The 18,749-nt window shown below is 43.3% G+C and carries 19 protein-coding genes; 10 read left to right on the top strand and 9 right to left on the bottom strand.

All coding sequences use genetic code 11. The features are described 5' to 3' along the window. Positions 1–103 precede the first annotated feature (103 nt). Complete coding sequence (locus BB427_RS21270; RefSeq protein WP_010605568.1) at positions 104–463, bottom strand: MerR family transcriptional regulator; 360 nt, start codon at positions 461–463, stop codon at positions 104–106. Between the two features lie 112 nt (positions 464–575). Here BB427_RS21270 and BB427_RS21265 point away from each other — a divergent pair, with 112 nt between their 5' ends. The 3 genes from BB427_RS21265 (at position 576) to BB427_RS21255 (ending at position 2,371) form a co-directional block, all read left to right on the top strand. Then, complete coding sequence (locus BB427_RS21265; RefSeq protein ID WP_069023111.1) at positions 576–1,211, top strand: glutathione S-transferase family protein; 636 nt, start codon at positions 576–578, stop codon at positions 1,209–1,211. A 25-nt stretch (positions 1,212–1,236) separates the two neighbouring features. After that, positions 1,237–1,605 (top strand): nuclear transport factor 2 family protein, encoded by a 369-nt coding sequence (locus tag BB427_RS21260; RefSeq protein ID WP_010605566.1) that lies wholly within the window; start codon positions 1,237–1,239, stop codon positions 1,603–1,605. A gap of 391 nt (positions 1,606–1,996) precedes the next feature. Further along, on the top strand, positions 1,997–2,371 hold the full coding sequence (locus tag BB427_RS21255) for a PH domain-containing protein (protein ID WP_017216909.1): 375 nt from the start codon (positions 1,997–1,999) through the stop codon (positions 2,369–2,371). Between the two features lie 71 nt (positions 2,372–2,442). Here the strand turns inward: BB427_RS21255 and BB427_RS21250 are convergent, their stop codons facing one another. Genes BB427_RS21250 through BB427_RS21245 form a run of 3 tightly spaced genes read right to left on the bottom strand, consistent with a single transcriptional unit; the run spans position 2,443 to position 3,543 of the window. Continuing rightward, on the bottom strand, positions 2,443–2,802 hold the full coding sequence (locus BB427_RS21250; RefSeq protein ID WP_039495390.1) for a nuclear transport factor 2 family protein: 360 nt from the start codon (positions 2,800–2,802) through the stop codon (positions 2,443–2,445). Positions 2,803–2,848: 46 nt separating this feature from the next. Next, positions 2,849–2,971 carry a hypothetical protein gene (locus BB427_RS24815; protein WP_017216907.1) on the bottom strand — a complete coding sequence of 41 codons (123 nt, stop codon included), beginning with the start codon at positions 2,969–2,971 and terminating at the stop codon, positions 2,849–2,851. Between the two features lie 11 nt (positions 2,972–2,982). Beyond that, on the bottom strand, positions 2,983–3,543 hold the full coding sequence (locus tag BB427_RS21245) for a hypothetical protein (RefSeq protein ID WP_069023109.1): 561 nt from the start codon (positions 3,541–3,543) through the stop codon (positions 2,983–2,985). 293 nt (positions 3,544–3,836) lie between these two features. Between BB427_RS21245 and BB427_RS21240 the strand changes: the two genes are divergently transcribed. Continuing rightward, positions 3,837–5,669 (top strand): S41 family peptidase, encoded by a 1,833-nt coding sequence (locus tag BB427_RS21240; protein WP_069023107.1) that lies wholly within the window; start codon positions 3,837–3,839, stop codon positions 5,667–5,669. A gap of 116 nt (positions 5,670–5,785) precedes the next feature. Here the strand turns inward: BB427_RS21240 and BB427_RS21235 are convergent, their stop codons facing one another. Further along, positions 5,786–6,013: a hypothetical protein gene (locus tag BB427_RS21235; protein ID WP_045988610.1), complete on the bottom strand. Its 228-nt coding sequence runs from the start codon at positions 6,011–6,013 to the stop codon at positions 5,786–5,788. Positions 6,014–6,025: 12 nt separating this feature from the next. Next, positions 6,026–8,161: a winged helix-turn-helix domain-containing protein gene (locus BB427_RS21230; protein WP_069023105.1), complete on the bottom strand. Its 2,136-nt coding sequence runs from the start codon at positions 8,159–8,161 to the stop codon at positions 6,026–6,028. Positions 8,162–8,407: 246 nt separating this feature from the next. On the opposite strand from BB427_RS21230, the gene BB427_RS21225 reads away from it, so the two are divergent. The 5 genes from BB427_RS21225 to BB427_RS21205 all read left to right on the top strand — a co-directional run bounded on the left by BB427_RS21225 (position 8,408) and on the right by BB427_RS21205 (position 13,596). Beyond that, complete coding sequence (locus BB427_RS21225) at positions 8,408–9,244, top strand: alpha/beta hydrolase (RefSeq protein ID WP_069023104.1); 837 nt, start codon at positions 8,408–8,410, stop codon at positions 9,242–9,244. Further along, a complete protein-coding gene (locus BB427_RS21220; protein ID WP_069023102.1) occupies positions 9,241–10,134 on the top strand; it encodes a hypothetical protein in 894 nt (297 codons plus the stop codon). Before BB427_RS21225 ends, BB427_RS21220 begins: the two co-directional genes overlap by 4 nt. A 229-nt stretch (positions 10,135–10,363) precedes the next feature. Further along, complete coding sequence (locus BB427_RS21215; protein ID WP_069023100.1) at positions 10,364–10,972, top strand: hypothetical protein; 609 nt, start codon at positions 10,364–10,366, stop codon at positions 10,970–10,972. A 38-nt stretch (positions 10,973–11,010) separates the two neighbouring features. Continuing rightward, the gene (locus BB427_RS21210) at positions 11,011–11,766 is read left to right on the top strand and encodes a DUF3307 domain-containing protein (protein ID WP_069023098.1); all 756 of its coding nucleotides are present in this window, start codon (positions 11,011–11,013) and stop codon (positions 11,764–11,766) included. A gap of 300 nt (positions 11,767–12,066) precedes the next feature. After that, complete coding sequence (locus BB427_RS21205; protein ID WP_069023096.1) at positions 12,067–13,596, top strand: ATP-binding cassette domain-containing protein; 1,530 nt, start codon at positions 12,067–12,069, stop codon at positions 13,594–13,596. A 132-nt stretch (positions 13,597–13,728) separates the two neighbouring features. Here BB427_RS21205 and BB427_RS21200 read toward each other — a convergent pair whose 3' ends face one another. From BB427_RS21200 to BB427_RS21190, 3 genes are read right to left on the bottom strand one after another with little or no spacing between them, the layout of a single operon-like run. Continuing rightward, positions 13,729–14,556 (bottom strand): DUF4198 domain-containing protein, encoded by an 828-nt coding sequence (locus BB427_RS21200; protein ID WP_069023095.1) that lies wholly within the window; start codon positions 14,554–14,556, stop codon positions 13,729–13,731. 2 nt (positions 14,557–14,558) lie between these two features. Then, a complete protein-coding gene (locus BB427_RS21195; protein ID WP_069023093.1) occupies positions 14,559–15,650 on the bottom strand; it encodes a PepSY-associated TM helix domain-containing protein in 1,092 nt (363 codons plus the stop codon). Further along, on the bottom strand, positions 15,650–17,644 hold the full coding sequence (locus BB427_RS21190) for a ligand-gated channel protein (protein WP_069023091.1): 1,995 nt from the start codon (positions 17,642–17,644) through the stop codon (positions 15,650–15,652). The genes BB427_RS21195 and BB427_RS21190 overlap by 1 nt, the downstream gene beginning before the upstream one ends. A 122-nt stretch (positions 17,645–17,766) precedes the next feature. Here BB427_RS21190 and BB427_RS21185 point away from each other — a divergent pair, with 122 nt between their 5' ends. After that, positions 17,767–18,702: a LysR family transcriptional regulator gene (locus BB427_RS21185; protein ID WP_069023090.1), complete on the top strand. Its 936-nt coding sequence runs from the start codon at positions 17,767–17,769 to the stop codon at positions 18,700–18,702. Positions 18,703–18,749 lie beyond the last annotated feature (47 nt).

Raw genomic sequence — 18,749 nt, 5'->3', positions numbered from 1 at the left:
CGCGGAAGCGGTGTTTTCCCTAAATCTTGCTGGCTAGACAAGGAAAAAACTAAGTTGTGCTTTAGCAACAATGAGTTGGAACATTCCTTATCCAAACCTCAGGTTAGGATAGTTTTATTTGTGGACATTCATCAAGCGATGCGATGCAATGTTCAATACGCTGTATTTTTTGCTGAAGCTGCGCAACTTGCTCTATGCAGGATGCTTTGAGTTCGACTAAAAATGTGTTGATTTCGACCCAGTTGACTTGCCGCCCTTTAATTTCAATCACTTGCTGTAACTGTTTAATCGACACACCGAGCAACTTTGCTTCTTTTATTAATAACAGCAGATCGACATCTACTTGAGAATAGACGCGATACTTACCAACACGCTCCGGGGTAGGGATAAGCCCTTTCTCTTCATAAAAGCGAATGGTCTTGACTGACAGCCCAGTTTGCTTTGACAGCTTGCCAATATACATTTTTGATTCTCCCAGCTAAAAGCAAAATAACGGTTTACAGCCTCCGTAAAAGTTGCAACCATCTAATACCAATTGCACGCTAACAAAAAGTATCATCAAGGAATAGCAAAAGATGTATCAGTTATTTTACTACCCTCGTAATGCCAGTTGGGCACCGCATCTCGTACTTGAGCACCTAAAACTAGAAAAAGAACTGCTCTTAGTCGATAGAAAAACACAACAACAAAAGTCTGCGACCTATTTAGAACTCAATCCAACAGGACGGATCCCGACATTGGTCGCCGGTGACCAAATCATCTTCGAGAGTGCAGCAATTTGTTTGCATTTATGCGAAAAGCACCCTGAAGGACAGCTTATCCCAGCGCCAGCAACCCCACAGAGAGCCACGTTTTATCAGTGGCTTTTTTATTTAACCACGACGGTTCAGCCAGAACTCATGCTGTATTTCTATCCTGAAAAATATCAGCTGTCACCAGAGAACAGCAAGACCATGTCTCAAGCCGCTGAACAACGAGTCGGTGACATGTTTGCACTTATCGACAAACAGTTAGCAACACACACCTACTTAGTTGGTGAACAGCTCACGCTTTGTGACTATTATTTGTTTATGCTAGCCCATTGGGCAAGTGGGTTTAATACTGCGCCAAAAAACTATGCACATTTGGGCCGATTTATGCGAATGATGGCACAGCAAAAAGTGGTAAAAAGAGTGTGCGAAATTGAACAAACCGATCTAAGTTTTTATTAGCATCCATTACACCAAGGAGGAAAAAATGGAAACCTTAGTGAAAAACTATATCTCTGCCTACAATCATTTTGATATTCCGGGAATGCTAGCTCAGCTCACGGATGATGTCGTGTTTGAGAATCTCGCCAATGGTGAAATTACAACGCGTACAACCAGTAAAATGGAATTTGCAGAATTAGCAAATCAGTCCGCTAAGTTATTTTCCGAACGCAATCAATCTTTAACCGCCGCCACGCAAGACAATGATCTGTTTATTGTTCATGTGACCTACAAAGCTAAATTAGCCCAAGACTTGGCCAATGGCATGAAAGCAGGACAAAGCATCTCCTTACAAGGCCGCTCAGAGTTTGCATTTCGCGATGGCAAAATTTGTTTGATAAGAGATATAAGCTAACTCCTTATCCAAACCTCAGTTTATTTAACCTGAGGTTTGGATAAGGAATGGGCTAATTCATTGTTTTAAACTCACCTTAAATAACTTTCTTATCTAGCCAGAGAGTTTTAGGGATAACTCCGCTCTCGCGTCCTGCTATCGCCCTGGTACCTACATCCTGTAGGCAAGGCGAATTTACGCACTAATAGCAGGCTATTGGAAGTGAATTCAACACAGTTAGCACTAAAACTGGCTGCTAGAAAGGCATTAATTATCCAAACTCGGGTTATTTATTTGGCAAAATCAGCGCGCTTTTCTATGCTGGTTTTGCACTTTCATCATTAATTCATTTCGACCTAAGCACTATCTTGCGATCAGCCTAAGACGAATTGAAATAAAACGGAGAATAACAATGGGACTATTAAGTGGTCTACTCGGTAATGCAAGCGAAGTAGACAGTAGCGAAGTAGATAAGTTATTAGCAGATACGCTAATTCCTGGGGAAGAAGTTGCACAAGCTTACAAGGTGATCCGCGACTTGTTTATTTTTACCAACAAACGCCTAATTTTAATCGACAAGCAAGGCATGACGGGCAGCAAAGTAGAAATGCTCAGTATCCCGTATAGCAAAATCACAAAGTACAGCAAAGAATCTGCGGGTCACTTCGACCTTGATGCAGAATTAAAAATCTGGATTGGCTCAGATCCAACGCCGATTAGTAAAGAATTTAAAGCAGGCGACAATATCAACCAAGTGTATAAGATCATCTCACAATATTGCTTATAGGCACGCAGGATGCGTGCTTCTACCTCGCACTTCTTTGTCCACTCTTTTATCAATAGATTGCAGGCTTGGCGCTATAACAAATTTGCAGAGTGACCTATCAACCGCCATTTTTCATCGCTACATAAATACCAAATAGACTGCCTTAGTGCGTCATATGACCTCTCACCCAAGGTATTTTCCAGTGCGGAGACGTACTCAATCACAACCTTATTGGGACTCAGCTCAACTAACTTATAATCCTCGCTAATTATTTTATGCTCGCTGAGATCTTCACTTTTCAAGCCTTCAATAATGTCATCTTTTGTCATACCATCACAAAATAGTCCACTTTCTGAAAATTCATCATGGATGTAGTCCGAGATCAGATTAATATTTTTTCGTAGCTCTGGCGAATGTAACGCTCGCTCTAAGGCTTCAATTTTATCCAGCATACTCTTTCCAAAAAGCCAGCATAAACCGGCTTTGCTTCTGGGCTACTTACTTGCGAGGCCAAACACCTGCTAGGCATACATCTACAAACTTTTTGGGTTTCGTCAGCTCAATCTCAACTTGTGAATGGGCAGCTTCATTACGCTTAGCACGATTTTTTAAATATGACATGACTATCTCCTTTACTCTTGAATTATAAAGTTATGTACACCTAACTTAGGCAGTACAGATTGAAAAAACTTGATGTCGAATAAGGCGGCGTGTTTTTCAGGCAATATTGAATCGACTTTAAATAGGTAGGGAACTTGATTAGTGGTTAGCGGATCGAGATCTGATGCCTGACAAGCTAGACAGTATGTTCTTATTATGGATTGGTAATGATCATTATATTCAATATTTTCTAGTGGAGTTTCATTCCCGAGAACCACTTTTTTTCTAATTGGATAATGGTGTATAAACTGCCCAACACCTTTGCAAAATGCTTGGTATAGTTCTGTATGCAAAATAAATGCATGGAATAACTCATCCACTAACTTGCTTGCTGCAGCAACTGCTTGTGGCGAAATAACCACAAATATTAGATAGTCTTTCAGACCCTCAACGACCACTTGGATCTCATCATCAGATAATTTATATTCCAAGTGCGTTTCTATATACCAGTCAAACCATTCCAGTACAGCATCGTCAAACTTATAGTTTTCAATGAAATCGACCGCATTTTCCTTACCCTCAATTGCTTTCATTAAATCCCGTCTCCATCTCAGCAACAGCCTTAAGGTATACGTCTCACTTTAATTAGTCAAAGTGATTCTGCCCCTAATTGATTACTCGCACAATAAACATGCTCCTGCTATCAAATTTCAACTGGCTTTATTTAATGAATTTAAACACTGCAAATGCATTGAATTAATAAAAGTAAAATTAGGCAATCTAGTTACACGTTTGCCAATTCAAACTTACCCATTTGCTCCTTAAAGTTTACAGCTGTTCAAATAACAGCTAACTTGTACCTGAAACATTGCATAAGGATATAAAAATGATAAAGCAACTTACTAGCATAATTTTATGTTTTGTACTAACAGCATGTGGCAGTGACACAAATGATACAACTCCAACAGATATAACCTCTAACAAGCCTCCAACAAATACGCCTTTACCATCATCACCTAAACCCCTTCCTGATATGAGCTTCGACCAAAGCTTTATCGATGATGTCTCTGAGTTTGTTAAATTAGCGCATGCCGTTCAGTATTTTTATCCATCGGCCGAGGTAAGAGAATCAGATTGGTCACTTTTCATCGCGGAAAGCATTGTCGAATTAAACCAAACACCTAGTAAAGAGCGTAGAGAAAAGGGGATTGAACTCATAAGGCAAATTGCGCCTTACTTGGTTACAAAACAAAACCATATCCCAAAATTGCTCCCTGATACGCAAACATATACTTGGATACAAAATGCGCCGGCAAACGTAAGTGCTTATACGAGTTTGCTTACCGCAGGCACGTTTAACGAGCTTCAAGAGAGAGAATTCGCGCCCAACGAACTGTTTGTAACCCTCAACTTTTATCAGAGTTCCCTCTACTTACCACTCTACCTACCAGTTAAAACAGAGCTCACAGGTGGCGCATATACAGAATTAGGACGATGGCAAGTTGAACCTAACTTCGCGCATATTGAAACATGTATGGCTACCGTGTCAGGAATGTGGGCCAACATTCAACATTTCTGGCCTTACTTTGAACAGATTGATGTCGACTGGCCAGCAAGTTTGAATCCACTACTAGCCGCATGCTTAATTGAAGAGCCAAATAAAAGGCTGCAACTAATTAATACCGAGTTCACAAAATTGAATGACAACCACATCATAATCAAAACGACTAATATGCTTACGAATAACAATACATATTATGGTACTTTTTATTACGAGATAGTAGAAGGCAAAGCGATTGTTACAAGCGCTCAACAAGATGATCCAAATGGCGTTGAGGTTGGAGATGAGCTACTTACCGTCAATGGTGAAGATATTATTGAGTACCTTTCAAGGAAAGCGCTTTACTCTTTGAAAAGTGAATTACAAAGATTGAGTCATACTGCGAGACAGCAGTTCTTTTTTACAGAAAAGATCCCGCTTAGTTTTACCCTTAAAAAGTCAACGGGCACTACTTATCAAGCAACTATAACGCCAATAGAACCCAGTGAAATAAAACCTCTTGTTAGCTCACCCTACGTGCCTCACTCACCATCAAACATTGAATATCTGGGTGACAATATATATAAACTCAATATCTATAACGTTACACCAGATGACCTGAACGCGATAAAAGAAACGTTAAAAAATGCACAAGCCGTCGTGATCGACTTTCGCCATTACCCACAAAGCTGGGACGGATGGCAAAGCGTATTAAGTTGGTTTATCAAACAAGATGCGACCAATGATACTTTGGCTCTATTATGGCAAGGAGCACCAAATCAAGCAGATAAAAAGGCTCAGTCATTTCTGCAAATAATTCATCGAGATGCCAACCCACTCTCGATACCCGCCATTGTACTTTCCTCTAGGAGAAGCCAAAGCCAAGGGGAACATGCGTTAATATTTGCACGCAGTGGCGGCTTGCCCATATTGGGAGAACACACATCAGGGATTAATGGTAACGTTTTTTGGGTTCCGTTTTTTGGCGGTTTAGAAGATGGCAATCTAGGTGCTGAGTTCCAATACACAGGTATGCTCGCGAACCGACATAATGGTGACCCTTTAATCAACGCAGGTATTGCGCCAGATTATTTAGTGCCAAGAACTAGAGAGAGCATTATCAATGGTACTGATAATCAAGTAGAACGTGCCATTGATATTCTAAAATCAGAGCTTTAGTCTTATAACAGCTCACTTAATTGAATGGTCCGCTTAAAAGCTATGACAACAAGTAATTAGCTTTTTAGTGGACCCAAACTTTATGAACTAACTCAGAATAAGGAGTTAACGCCACATCAGCTTATCGTACGTTCTGATCGCAGGCAAAAAACCGCAGAAAAGAGCAAGGAAACAAACACTTGATTCCAAAAGTTAGAGACAAAGGGATCAGCAACAAACTGAGATGCAATATGCCAAATACTCAGATTTAGCAAAAAACCGAGTACAAACCCATAGCCTTTGTATTGTGCGAGCAATTGCCCCAGTTCTTGCCTAAAACGCTGATATTGAGCTAATTGGCTCATTTTATACTCCAGTTATTGATTCGCAACCGTAAGCTCTACCACTTCTTTCTTGGCCGATATTCGATTTATCAATAGTACATCGTTGTCGTTAATGTCGGTGAGATAGTCAACACTGGTAGGCACTTCGCCGAGTATAGTAAACGACGTTTTGTCTAAATCATAGGACCAAAGTTGATTGTCTTCATTGACTCCATATATCCCATTGCCGCGCATTACAAAAGATTTTCCTCTGCCGCCTTGATTGTTTAGTGCACTGATCCGCTGAGGTTCAACAGCGCCTATTTGCCAAAACTGATCAAGTCTATCCTTATACACAACTTTACCGCGTTCACTTTCAAGTGCCCACAGCACAGGTTGCTGCGTCAGTATTTCAAACGATTGTTGAGCAAAATCATAAGCAGCTAACTTCATTTCTCCCTTTACCCGAATCTCTGTTAGCGCACGTTGTTTTGCACTTTTCCATTGATATAAGCGTAAAACAGGGTAGGCGTGCGGGTAAGATGTCAAGCTACCATCTAAAGCAATTCGCGTCAGTACACCACTGGCACTGACTAATATGCTTTGGCCATCCTCAGCCCAGTGGATCCCGCGAACAAAAGTATCTAAGGGAAAGTTAGTCAGTTGTCGTGTGTTATTGCCGTCGCTTAACCACACCTGTTCAGTACCAGAGCGCTCCGACCAAAATGCCACTAAGTCTCCATCTGGCTGAAAAACAGCATAATCTTCACCAAGATTGGTTCGCGCAAAGCTGGTGTATGTTTGAGCGCCTTGTGCTAACTGTGTCAGCGGTAATTTGACGATATCGCTGTCGTAAGGCCCTTTGATCATCAGTACACTTTTGCCATCAGGACGAAATTCAGGCTGCCACATTCGATTTGAAAACAATAATTGAATTTTACTCACAAGTCCTTCATAGGTCAGGCTAAATAGCTGACGTCCGGTACTAAAAATCAATTGCTGGTTGAGTGGGTCAAAACTTGGGTAGATATCGTGAAATTTAGTAATTTCCGGCGGTCGCTGGATCTGATGGCTAGAGATCAACTCACCGTCAGGTTTTAGCATATCAATATAATGTAGGCCATCGGCATGAATACTACTGACCGCGATTAAATCATCTTGAGGGGAATAAGCGTAATCAATCAACGTCCCCTCTTCTACGGTATAAAGATCGACACCGCTGTCGTCATCAATGGAGTAATTGATCAGCTTCCAGCGCTCGCCTTGTTTTTGCTTCAATACCACATTGCCATCGTTCAGCCAGATAGGCTTATCAACCACTGAGTTTTTACACTGGAGAATAACTTTTGGCTGCTGAGGGCTTTTCAATGCTTTAGTAAAATCGAGTGTTACAAGGTCGTAGCAGCGCTTTTGTGTAACGGGCTCGCTGCAAGCATCGGTGGCCAAAAACAGTAACTGCTCACCATCTTTTGAGAAGCTATGCCTGCCGTATGCTCCAAAGCGCTCGGTGAGCAGGATCTCTTGCTGGGTATCCGCCTTTTTTGCCCATATCTTATTATCGCAAAACCTATCTAAATAGCGGTGAAAAACGATGTATTGACCATCTGGGGAATAGCTTGCATCAAATTCTTTATCGTCAGTTGCGGTCAATGAGCGCAAAGTATCAAAGAACAGTGGTGAAGGTTTTTTGATGGAAAAATATTGATAACCGATAGCCCCAAGTAAAATAGTGAAGGCAAGTAAAACAAACACATAAAGACTGAGTTTGTTTTTATTCTGACTTTGATTGAGGTGTTTATCTTGTTGCATTTCAGGTTCAGGGGTTGGCATCACCTCGAGTTGCGGCTCGGCATTCGTCAGCTCGCTAGTTTGCCCCCCCCAACGTACTTCACACTCTAAGCTATACCCTTTTTTAGCATGCGTTTGGATATAACCTTGCACCTTACCATCATCCCCAAGCGCCTTTCTCAATTGCGCAATACTACGCTGCAAAGTATTAGGAGAGACCACCGTATCTGGCCATACTGTATCGAGCAAGGTATCAAGGCTCATCACTTTGCCTTGATTCTGAGCCAAGCAAGTGAGTACTGCCAGGGCCTTTGGTGCAAGCGTTTGACATTCACCTTGGTGTGAAATCTGGTTACGTGATAAATCTACAAAAAAATCACCAACCCAATATTGTTCTACCATAAATCCCCAATGTGCCTAGCGCACGCGCTAACCACGCCAATTATTATAATTATCAGTATAAGGATAAACTTGAAGCAATCGAAACTCAACATCATAACCACTTGATAGAAATAGTTTTTTATTTAAAAGTCACAATTCAGCATAACATCATGTAAACGTCATGCATTTTTGTTCTCAGCTGCTAAGTTGCCAGTACGAGATACTTATTCACTAGTCTAAAAATAACATGAAAGAAGGAAATGTGTGATGAAACGTTTGCTGTTTATGCTGATATTACTCCTATTCTGTAGCTTGCTACATGCCAGTGAAGTACCGCAATATGCGATGCCCAGAACGCAAGTTGTGCCACTCAAAGATATCACTACCGGCCATCAATATGAGCTTTATATCAAGCTGCCCGAAGAATACTCAAAAGATAAAAGCTATCCTGTACTCTACTTTACCGATGCGGTATGGCATATCGAAGCATTGTCTTCGGCAACCTTCTTTTTGTTCGATGAAGTGATCCTCGTTGGTATCTCTTGGCGGAAAAATATCAACACCACACAGCTTCAAGAAGAAGGCCCTTTTGTTAGCCGTTACGCTGATTATTCTTTTACAAAGTCAAAAAACAGTGAACATCAGCACAAGTACCAATTTGGCCAAGCCAATGCCCACGCGGCCTTTATTCGCAATCAAGTTATTAAGTATGTTGAAAGCAATTACTCGGTAAAGTCCAATAGTCGCAGTTATTTTGGCTATTCTCTCGGTGGACTATTTGGCGCCTATATACTGCTCACCCAGCCAAATACCTTTGACAACTATATGTTAGGCAGTCCATCTGTTAGACAACTGGATGCGCTAAAAACACTCTCTAGCTCCAAACAACCACTCAAAGGGAAAGTGTTTATCTCTGTTGGTACAGACGAACATAAGTTAGCACCGCAAATCGACGCATTTATCGACTATCTAAAAAGCACGCAAAGTGACAGCTTATCACTGCACAAGACAATGCCCGATGGCACACATCAAACCGCTTTCCCTGAAACCGTAATCCGTAGTATCAATTGGTTAAAATCTATTTATGGGAGTAGTCAACAATGAAATTAGCACCGATGTTTCTTTTACTAACGATTGTTGCTTCTCTCAGTCATCGGGCTTCGGCACAAGACGAATTCCCGATACTGAAAGGTCCTTTAATGGGACAAAAACCTCCTGGATTAAAAGCAGAACCTTTCGCACCTGGAATTATCTCTAAGTCGGGATGGGAGCTAGAAGGCGTATTTGCTCCAAACATGAAAGAGTTCTATTTCACCTTAGACCGTGGTGTATACACCACTGAAAATAAAACTGGATTTCGTCCAACTGTCATTGGTTTTCGACTAATCAATAATAAGTGGGTGAAATACACTGAGTTTCCTCGTGCCGGAGAGGTAAGCTTTTCACCAGATGGTAAACGCATGCACATGGCAAAAAAATACAAAGACAGAGCAGGTGATGATTGGTCTGAACTTACCAGCTTGGGAGTCATGTTTGACCGCCCTGAATGGGGGATAATGCGATTGTCCGCTTCCGCAACTGGAACCTATGTATTTGATAATTTTAAGCAAATGAATACGGTTAGAATTTCAACAGTAAAAGATGGTATGCGCCAAGAGCCAGTACTCTTGAGCAGTGAAATTAACTCAGGGAAAAAATCAGCACACCCTTTCATAGCGCCAGACGAAAGCTATTTAATTTGGGATAGTGAACGTGAGGGTGGTTTTGGTGACTCCGATCTGTATATCAGCTTTAAGCAACCTGATGGAATATGGGGACCTGCAATAAATATGGGAGAAAACGTTAATTCAGATAAGTGGGATGCTTATGCAACGGTCACCTCAGATGGCGAATACCTACTGTTCAACCGTGCTGTTGATAAAGTAAATAACAACGTCGACATCTATTGGGTGGACGCTAAAATCATTGATGAGATTAAAAACAAAAATCAATAAAAACAAAACCTTAAATATTTCAGCAATGTAATCCTTAGCGTATGTGATAAACGCCTATTTCTCACATATACGGAAGCTTTGTCTGCCTCCATACCTACGTTCGCTTTGGTAAAATACTGCCAAAGCGAACAAGCCTTACCGACTGCTTGCTTTTTATCCAGCTTCAGACCAGAATAAATGTAACCAATATTAGTTACTTACCCAAATGTAACCAAATTAAGTTACCTTTATGACATCAATACCTCAAGGTGCGGTGATCACAGCAGACATTGTCGGCTCACAATCGCTGTCACAACTACAACTTACAAGGCTGCAAAGCGAGTTAAAGGATTACTTAGCTGAAATCGCGACTGCGGAGCAGGGCTATTATAGTTTTTACCGCGGCGACGGTTTTCAGCTTGTTTTGCCAGATGCGACGAAACTGTTCAATGTAGCATTACAGCTACGGTTGTTTTTAATTAGCCGACATAGCGATGCCAGACTCAGCCTCGCGATCGGTGAAGTTAATATCACTGCAGCAGATTTATCAACCGCAACAGGTGCTGCGCTGGTACTAGCGGGCCGAGGGTTGGACACAATAGGACAAGCAAGACTCAAGTATAACAATGACAGCAATGTCCACTTTGCACTAAATCTGGCATTTGTGGATTTATTACTTTCGAACTTAACCCAAAAACAAGCAGAGGCCGCTTTTATTCATATTTCACACCCTAAGTTGAGCCATGCCGATATTGCAAAACAACTCAACACCAGTCGGGTGAACGTGACTAAATTACTCAATAGCGCACACTACACTTTATTAAATCAATTTTTAGCAATTGCACGCTCGCACCAATAGTCGAATGCTCAACACTTACATATCACGAGGTGGACTGAATGAACGAATGGCAAGTATTGTTATTGTGGTTAGTAATAGGCCACACAATCACTGACTTTTACCTCCAACCCATGAGCTGGGTGCATGACAGAAATACCCGTCACTATAAGTCCATCAAGTTGTTGTGGCATAGTGTCGCGCATGGCGGGGCTGCACTTGCAATCATTCTACTTTGGCAGTCGACTTTGTTTTGGGGAGCACAATGGAATGCGCTGCTCTTTGCGCTAGCGGTAGGTATTAGCCACTATTGTATCGACTTAGCTAAATCCTATTCTAGCAAAGGCGTTATTCCTTTTGTGCTAGACCAATGTGCACATATCACTATATTAGTGGCCGTCACTTGGCAAATTGCAGAGCCTGAGATTGCCCTCAGTACCTTTGCCAAGCCTTTTGCCAATGTCCAGCTGCTAATACTGGTTGTGGGGTATTTAATGGTATTGCATCCTGCATCGATATTCACCAGCATGCTGCTTGAGCGTTGGCAACTCAATAATTCAGCTCTTGATAGCCTGCCGCAAGCAGGAAGTTTAATTGGTCAGCTTGAACGCGTACTACTACTGAGCTGCGTGTTACTGGATAGCTGGGCTGCTATCGGCTTTATTCTCGCCGCTAAATCGGTATTTCGCTTTGGTGATCTAACCCAAAGCCAAGACAGAAAGCTCACCGAATACGTGATGTTGGGCACGCTTGTCAGTGTGTTGCTGGCCCTTGTGGTCGGCGTCTTAATCAAACCATTTATGCCCATTCAATTGTAATTTAATCAATTCCGCGCCTTGACATTTAATCTAGTGCCTGCAAAATAAACGTAGGCACGATCTATCGCTAATTATTTGCCTCTATTCGTTTTATTTCCTCATTAGGAGTTGCCATCACAATGAATAACTAAGCCCTTTGTAACTGACGAACTTATTATTAATTTCCAGTGCAAGGCTTATGGTTATCTTTGGGGCTTCTCAGACCAATCTATAGACTCTCATTTTCTATTTTACTGTTTATGGCTTTACGAGTCTTTGTGCCTTTAGCCTTTTGCACTGCTGCAACTAGGAGCAGTAATTATGCCTTGGATACAGATAAAGCAAGCAAGCTTGACGCTTGCAAATAGTCAATGTTTATTTTGCGATGTCGACTTAACAATAGAGCGACAATTTATTGCGATAACCGGCCCAAATGGGGCAGGAAAATCACACTTACTCAAAACCCTATTCGGTGAACAGCCTCTAACTTCGGGCGAGCGGCAAAGTCATGGGAAATGCTTTTATCTCCCACAAGATGCGACTAACCGCTTTACCACCGTTTCTGAGCTACTTGGACTTGAAGAGAAGCTAGTAGCGCTGCATCGAGCCCATCTGGGGGTAGCCTCTGAGCACGACTTTGACTTAATCTCAGATGATTGGCAGTTAGAATCAACTTGGCAAGCAACACTTGCACCGCTAGAACTCACTTTGGAAACCCCCTTTACAAGGCTTAGTCCAGGAGAGCGAATGCGAGTTTATATTGAGATACTACAATCTCAGCCTGCAATCCTATTACTGGATGAGCCGAGTAACCATATGGACAGCGTCAATAAGCACTGGCTAGCTGAGCGACTAAAGCATCACAAGCATGGTGTGGTTGCCGTCACACACGATCCTATTTTATTGGACGCAGCCGACCATATACTGCACATAAAACAAGGGGAGCTAACTCATCACTCGCTTGGATTTGACGCCTTTAGAGAGACACTACTTCAAACTCAAGCTCGACAAAAACAACAACATTTGGCAAATCGCGCAGCACAAAAAGCGCTTAAACAAGCCATGATTGCAGCGGATCTGCAACATCAAAGGCAGGCGAGTAAAGGAAAAGCACAAGTGCGCGCTGGTAGCCAAAGTAAACTAGTTACTGACTTTAAGTCAGACAGAGGGAGTAAGCGTCATGCCGGACAAACCCATAAAATTCAGCAAGCTCAAGATAGGGTTAAGAAAAATGCAGTTTACTATCGAGAAGACAAACAGCAGTTTCATTTTAACTCAACTTTTCGAGCAAAAGAAAAGATCCGCTTATGTGAAGCCGAACTGTGCTTTGGACCGGAAAAGACACTGAACCTTTTTGCGGATACAACACAAAAGCTCAGGGTAATTGGAGAAAATGGCATCGGAAAATCGACCTTGCTTAAAACCCTTGCGGGTAAGCTAGAGTTAAAGCGCGGAGAAATCCAACGCCCAATAACATGTGTTTACTTAGATCAGCATTGCGCTTGGCTTGAGCAGGGCCCTTGCGTTTTAGATATTGCCGAGCGCTCACTTGACACACCACATCATAATTTAATCACCAGCTTTGCAAGCGTTGGTCTGAGTCTAGATAAGATTTCAGGACCTATCACGAGTCTCAGTGGTGGCGAGAGAATGAAAGCGGCCATCGTGCTGGCCGTGCAAATGCAAGGCTTTTTACTGCTTGACGAGCCTGATAATCACCTCGACCTTGAAGCACAAGAAGAACTTGCTGCCATGCTTAATCAGCTTCCTTGTGGATTTATACTGGTCTCTCACAATGAGTATTTTTGCAGTCAGCTTACCAACATAAAAGTTCTACCGCTGCGTGATTAATAGTCATAGAAGGAAGAAAAGGGGGAGGAAGGAACGCCTCCCCCTTTGGGCACTTAGTGGCGTCTCTGTTATGACCACTAAATTAAATGGGCTGAGACGACTGCACGTCTCAAACCACATGGGGACGATGGGTTAAAGCGGTAATACCTCGAGGGTCGTGACATAGCTGCCGGCACGTTTTGTGGCGGGTGCTTGTGCTTTGTCGTCTTCATATTCCACTTCAAACCAATACATGCCTGGCTCAGATAGCGTTAGCGTCACTTCACCTTTGGCATTCGTTGTATATTTGTTTGGTTGACTGTTGTCACGGTACTTTTCATCCTGACGTACCACTATCACTTCTGCACCCTTGGCAGGTTCACCATCCATCGCATACTGCAAGGTAATTGGTTCACCGGTGTACAAATCATTAGGGTGAGTAACCGGGTTTAGTTCTAGCCCTTTGCCGGTTGGCTTAAGCGCAGTGTTATTTGGTGCGCCCAAAGTTACAAATACTTCTAATCGTCTTGCAACGTCGGTCACACTTAAATCTTTTGCCGTTTTTGGCACTTCTTTGTTAAAGGCCTCTACTGAGCCAATTTTTCCGCGTCCTGGCCAGTAATGCTTTTCACCGTTTTCATCAGTCCAGCGCGCCACCAGCGAGCGACTTTGATTGAACACTTTGTAAGTGCCTTGCTGATTGAGCTCAATGTCAAATACACTACGATACTTAAGTTTTGCGGCGTTCTTAAGCTCAACCTTGCTACCAGAAGGGGACAGTGCAGATAAACGTTCTAGTGGATAAGCATAATGATCTGGGTTAAAGATCCCATTAGCGATGGCAGCATCAAACGTGATCCATTCGCTATCACCAGACACCACGGTGGTACTTGGCTTTATCCATACTCGGTGTGCTTCACTTAACGGGCTATATGCAGCTAAGGCAACTAAGACACCAGAAACTAACGTTGAAATTTTCACGATTAAGGCTCCATTGTTAAAATTGTTGTAGCGAGTTCAGATTTACCTTCTGCAATCACAGTGACAGGCGCTGTGATAGGTAAGGTCACTGGCAGTTTCAATACTTCACGACCTCCAAGCTCACGAGCAGCCTCCACAAACAGCGTGTATTCGCCCGCAGGTAAAGCTTTAAACTCATCGCGCCAAGGGGTTAAATCAATCTTTGCCGTACCTGGACGCCTTGTCGCACCAGTCACGCCATCTACAGGCATGGATAGGCTACGGCCGCTTCTACGCCACCAAAGGCGTAAGTCTTTTAGCCACTTTTCACCTTCTTTATCCGCCATATTAACGTCATACCAAACGGCAATATCGGCAACTCGCTGTTGTTTGCTGTCTGCCAGCCATACTGCTACATAAGGAGGGTGATATTCCGCAACGTTTAAACGCGGGATCGTGATTTCAACTTCATCAGCTTTAGCGTGCGCGGGTACCATCAGCACTAAAACAGGTAATACAAAGCCTGCTGCGACGAGCGGCCAGGTCGACTTTCTTCCTCGAGAATGCTTGTATAAAAGCCATAACCCTGTGAGTGAAAACACTACACAAGCTACTGAAAACACATCAATAAACATACGCCATGCAAATCCTGTATTACGTCCTTTGTGAAGATCGTTAAGGTATGATACCCAACCACGATCCGTGATCTCTTGATAAAACTCACCGCTATCAAGGGCGATGCTAAACCAGCCATCGCCACCAGCTCTTGGCAGCGCAACATACAATTCGTACTCGCTCCACTGCACTTGCTGTAGTGCAGGTAACGCAGCGCCTGTGTGTGACTGATACCAAGATTGAAAGCTGTGTGGCAGCGCTGTTTGCTCTGCTGCCGCGTTAAGCTGGGTCAACAGAGCACTTGGCAGCACCGCTTCTTTGGCATATGTGGTAGGTGCAGCTTCTATCTGGCTTGCGTGATTTAAGGTGATCCCAGTCACGGCAAATAGCAGCATTCCCACCAAGCACACGGCTGAACTCATCCAATGCCAAGTGCGCCAATCAAACAGCTTTTTAAATCGCCGATTCGACGACTTAGCCGCTGAGCGAACTCGTGTCATTAAAAGCTCCACGCCAATGAAGCCCAATAGCGACGACCATCTTCAAAGTAGCCGTATTCTGCTTCAGTAATTTCTTCATCGAAAAGGTTGTAAATCCCAAATCCAAGCTTGATCGCTTCGTTCAGCTGATAATTTGCACCTAAATCAGTTAGGTTGTACGAAGGTGCGACTAAGCTACTTTGCGAAGGCCCTGTTACAGGCTGGCTTTCTTCACCACGATAATGGAAGCGTAACCACGTGCTCAGTTCATCAGAATACTGATAATTAAGCGAAGTTTGGAACAGATGTTTAGGTAACTGGTTTAATGGGCTACCAGCATACACTCCGGTTTTTTGCTCCGAATCTGTGTAGGTATAGTTTGCGCTAAGCTTTAGTTTTTCCGTCAATTGACCCGAGAAGCTAATTTCACCCCCTTGAGTTACGGCTTCATCAACATTGACATAAGTTGTCGGTAACGAGCCAAACTCGTTAGGGCCGTCCGTACATTGAGTTAGTGGGCATGAAACCCGTGAAATTTTATCGTCAAACTCGTTATAGAATACCGTTGCTGAGGTGCTGATCCCTTTAGCAAGCTCAACGTATACGCCTACCTCGTAATTAATTGAGGTTTCAGGGCTTAAGTCTGGATTACCATAAATATTACCACCACGACTCACTTGGCCCCACGCCGCAGTGCTTTGACGCAAGTTCGGCGCCCTAAAGCCGGTTGAGATCCCACCTTTAACGGTCACCACGTCTGATGCAGTATAAACACCGTATAAACGCGGGCTAACATGGCCGCCAAAGTTACCGTCTTTGTCGTAGCGTAGGCCCATAGTTAGGGCAAATGGCTCAACGATGCGCCACTCATCCTCAGCAAATACCGACCACTGATCGTTGTCGACTTGCTGCAAATCACTAATGCGGTTACTGGTTTTGTCAGTCAAATCTTCATTGAGATAAGCAACACCGATTGAGCTAGTATGAGACTCGCCAAGCGGTAACGTCCAAAGAGATTGGAAATCTACATTTTTGACCGTCATCTCACGGGATTTATTGTCAAACTCTTCATGTTTTACGTAACTACGAGAGCTACCAAATGACCAATAACCGTTATGCGTCAAAGAGATTGACTCACTATCGTATTCGGCTGTAGTGGACTCAGGACAGCCTCTGCGGCCACACGGCTCACCTGGCGCAAGTGTTGCCACCGTTTTACCTAGCGTGGCATCAAGCGTTTGTGAAGCAATACCATAATCCAATAACCATTCGTGTTCATCTGATGGCGTATAGGCCAGTTTTACCTTCAGCGTATCTGCATCGCGACCTCTAAAGCCAGACACGATTTTGTCTTCGTCTCTGTGCGTAGTTTGGCCGTAAATTTGTACCCCTAAGGTATCTTTGATTAGCGAGCCGGCAGCAAAGAAATTAGCCTGATAAATATCTCCTGAGCGACTGTTTTCTTGGCTGGTTGCGTCAACTCTAACTTCTCCATGCCACTCGTCAGGCGTTTTTTTAGTGATAATGTTAATTACGCCGCCAATTGCATCAGAGCCATACAGCGAAGACATAGGCCCGCGCACAACTTCGATACGTTCGATGGCAGCAACAGGAGGCGTCCATGCACCTTCAACACCAGGACCGTCACTATTTGGCCGAGTCTCACGCGAACTTTGTCTTTGCCCGTCGACTAAGATAAGCGTGTACTGACTGCCCATGCCGCGAAGGCTAATATCTTCCCTGTCTCCGCCTCCAGTTACTACAACTCCGGGAACATCTGTCATGGCATCGGTAAGGTCTCGATAAAAGCGCTGCTGAAGCGCTTCTTGATTGATAACGCTAACAGATGCCGGCGCATTTTTTAGCAGTTGCTCAAATCCAGAAGCGGATACGACGATCACTTCCACCTCTTCTTTTATTTCTGATTTTGCATCACTTTGTGCAAGTGAGGAAAAAGGCAGGGCAGCTGCAACAGCTAAAGAGAGTGGCGCCAAACTACGACAGGCCATCAACATCGAGAAACCTCCATGATAGAATACAAGATAAATAACAATTATTTTCATTTGTAATGGTATGATGATTGCGTATTTTGGAGCAATGCGGTTTTTCTTAAAGGTATTTTAAGCAGGTCTTAACAATGAATCAGAAATTGACTCGCGGACTTAAAGTGTTCGCAAAAACAGTAGAAGCTGGCAGTATGAGTAAAGCCGCTGACTTATTGCATATGACCACCTCGGCCGTCAGCCAGCAGATCAGCAAATTAGAGCAAGACATAGGCCTAAGTTTATTTAATCGAAATACTCGTAACCTCACGCTCACAGAAGCGGGCTCTATCTATTACAAATCCGCGATACAAATACTGCAAACCGCAGAGCAAGCGGAGCATGAACTCGAGTTATTACAACATACGCCTTCTGGTATATTGAAGATTTCTGCCCCCATCGGGTTTGGAGGAGGGCTACTCAGTAAACCACTGCGCTACTTGAGTGAGCAGTTTCCACAAATAAAAGTCGATTTGATCTTAACAGACGAACCCATTGACATCATTACTGAGGGAGTTGACTTAGCTATCTGTATAGGCCCTTTACAGGACTCAAACCTTATTGCCCGTCACCTTGCTGACTGGCAACTAATTCCCTGTGTCAGTTGCCATCATCCACTGGCACAACTCAATATATCGCACCCAGACAGCTTAGCGCCTCACGCCTTGATTGGTCATTCGAGTAGTAAACAAAACCCTTACCATTTGAGCCACCAACAAACCCATCAGAAAATAGCGCTGCCGGCAGCGCGCTTTATGGTGAATAATATGCAGGCTTGTATTCAGCTCACCCTAGATGGTATTGGTTATGGGGTATTACCTGAACCAGAAATTAGGCACCACCTTTCATCAGGGAGGCTAAAACGGCTATGTTCAGAGTGGTCATTACAAAAATATAGCGTTTACGCCGTGACGCCGCATCGCGATACCGTTGCGGCAAAAACAACCGCTGCCATTGAAAGCCTAAAAGAGTGGTTTACCCAAGTTTCCAACGACAACCAAGTGTTTGTTGGCGACTTTAGTTTTATCTAAGCTTCACTCAGCTGAACTTTGGTAGTTAACCTGAGCTGCGGATAATT

The organism is Pseudoalteromonas sp. BMB (genome assembly GCF_001709235.1).
GTDB classification, from domain to species: Bacteria; Pseudomonadota; Gammaproteobacteria; order Enterobacterales; family Alteromonadaceae; genus Pseudoalteromonas; species Pseudoalteromonas maricaloris.
This window is presented reverse-complemented; position numbering and strand designations above follow the sequence as displayed.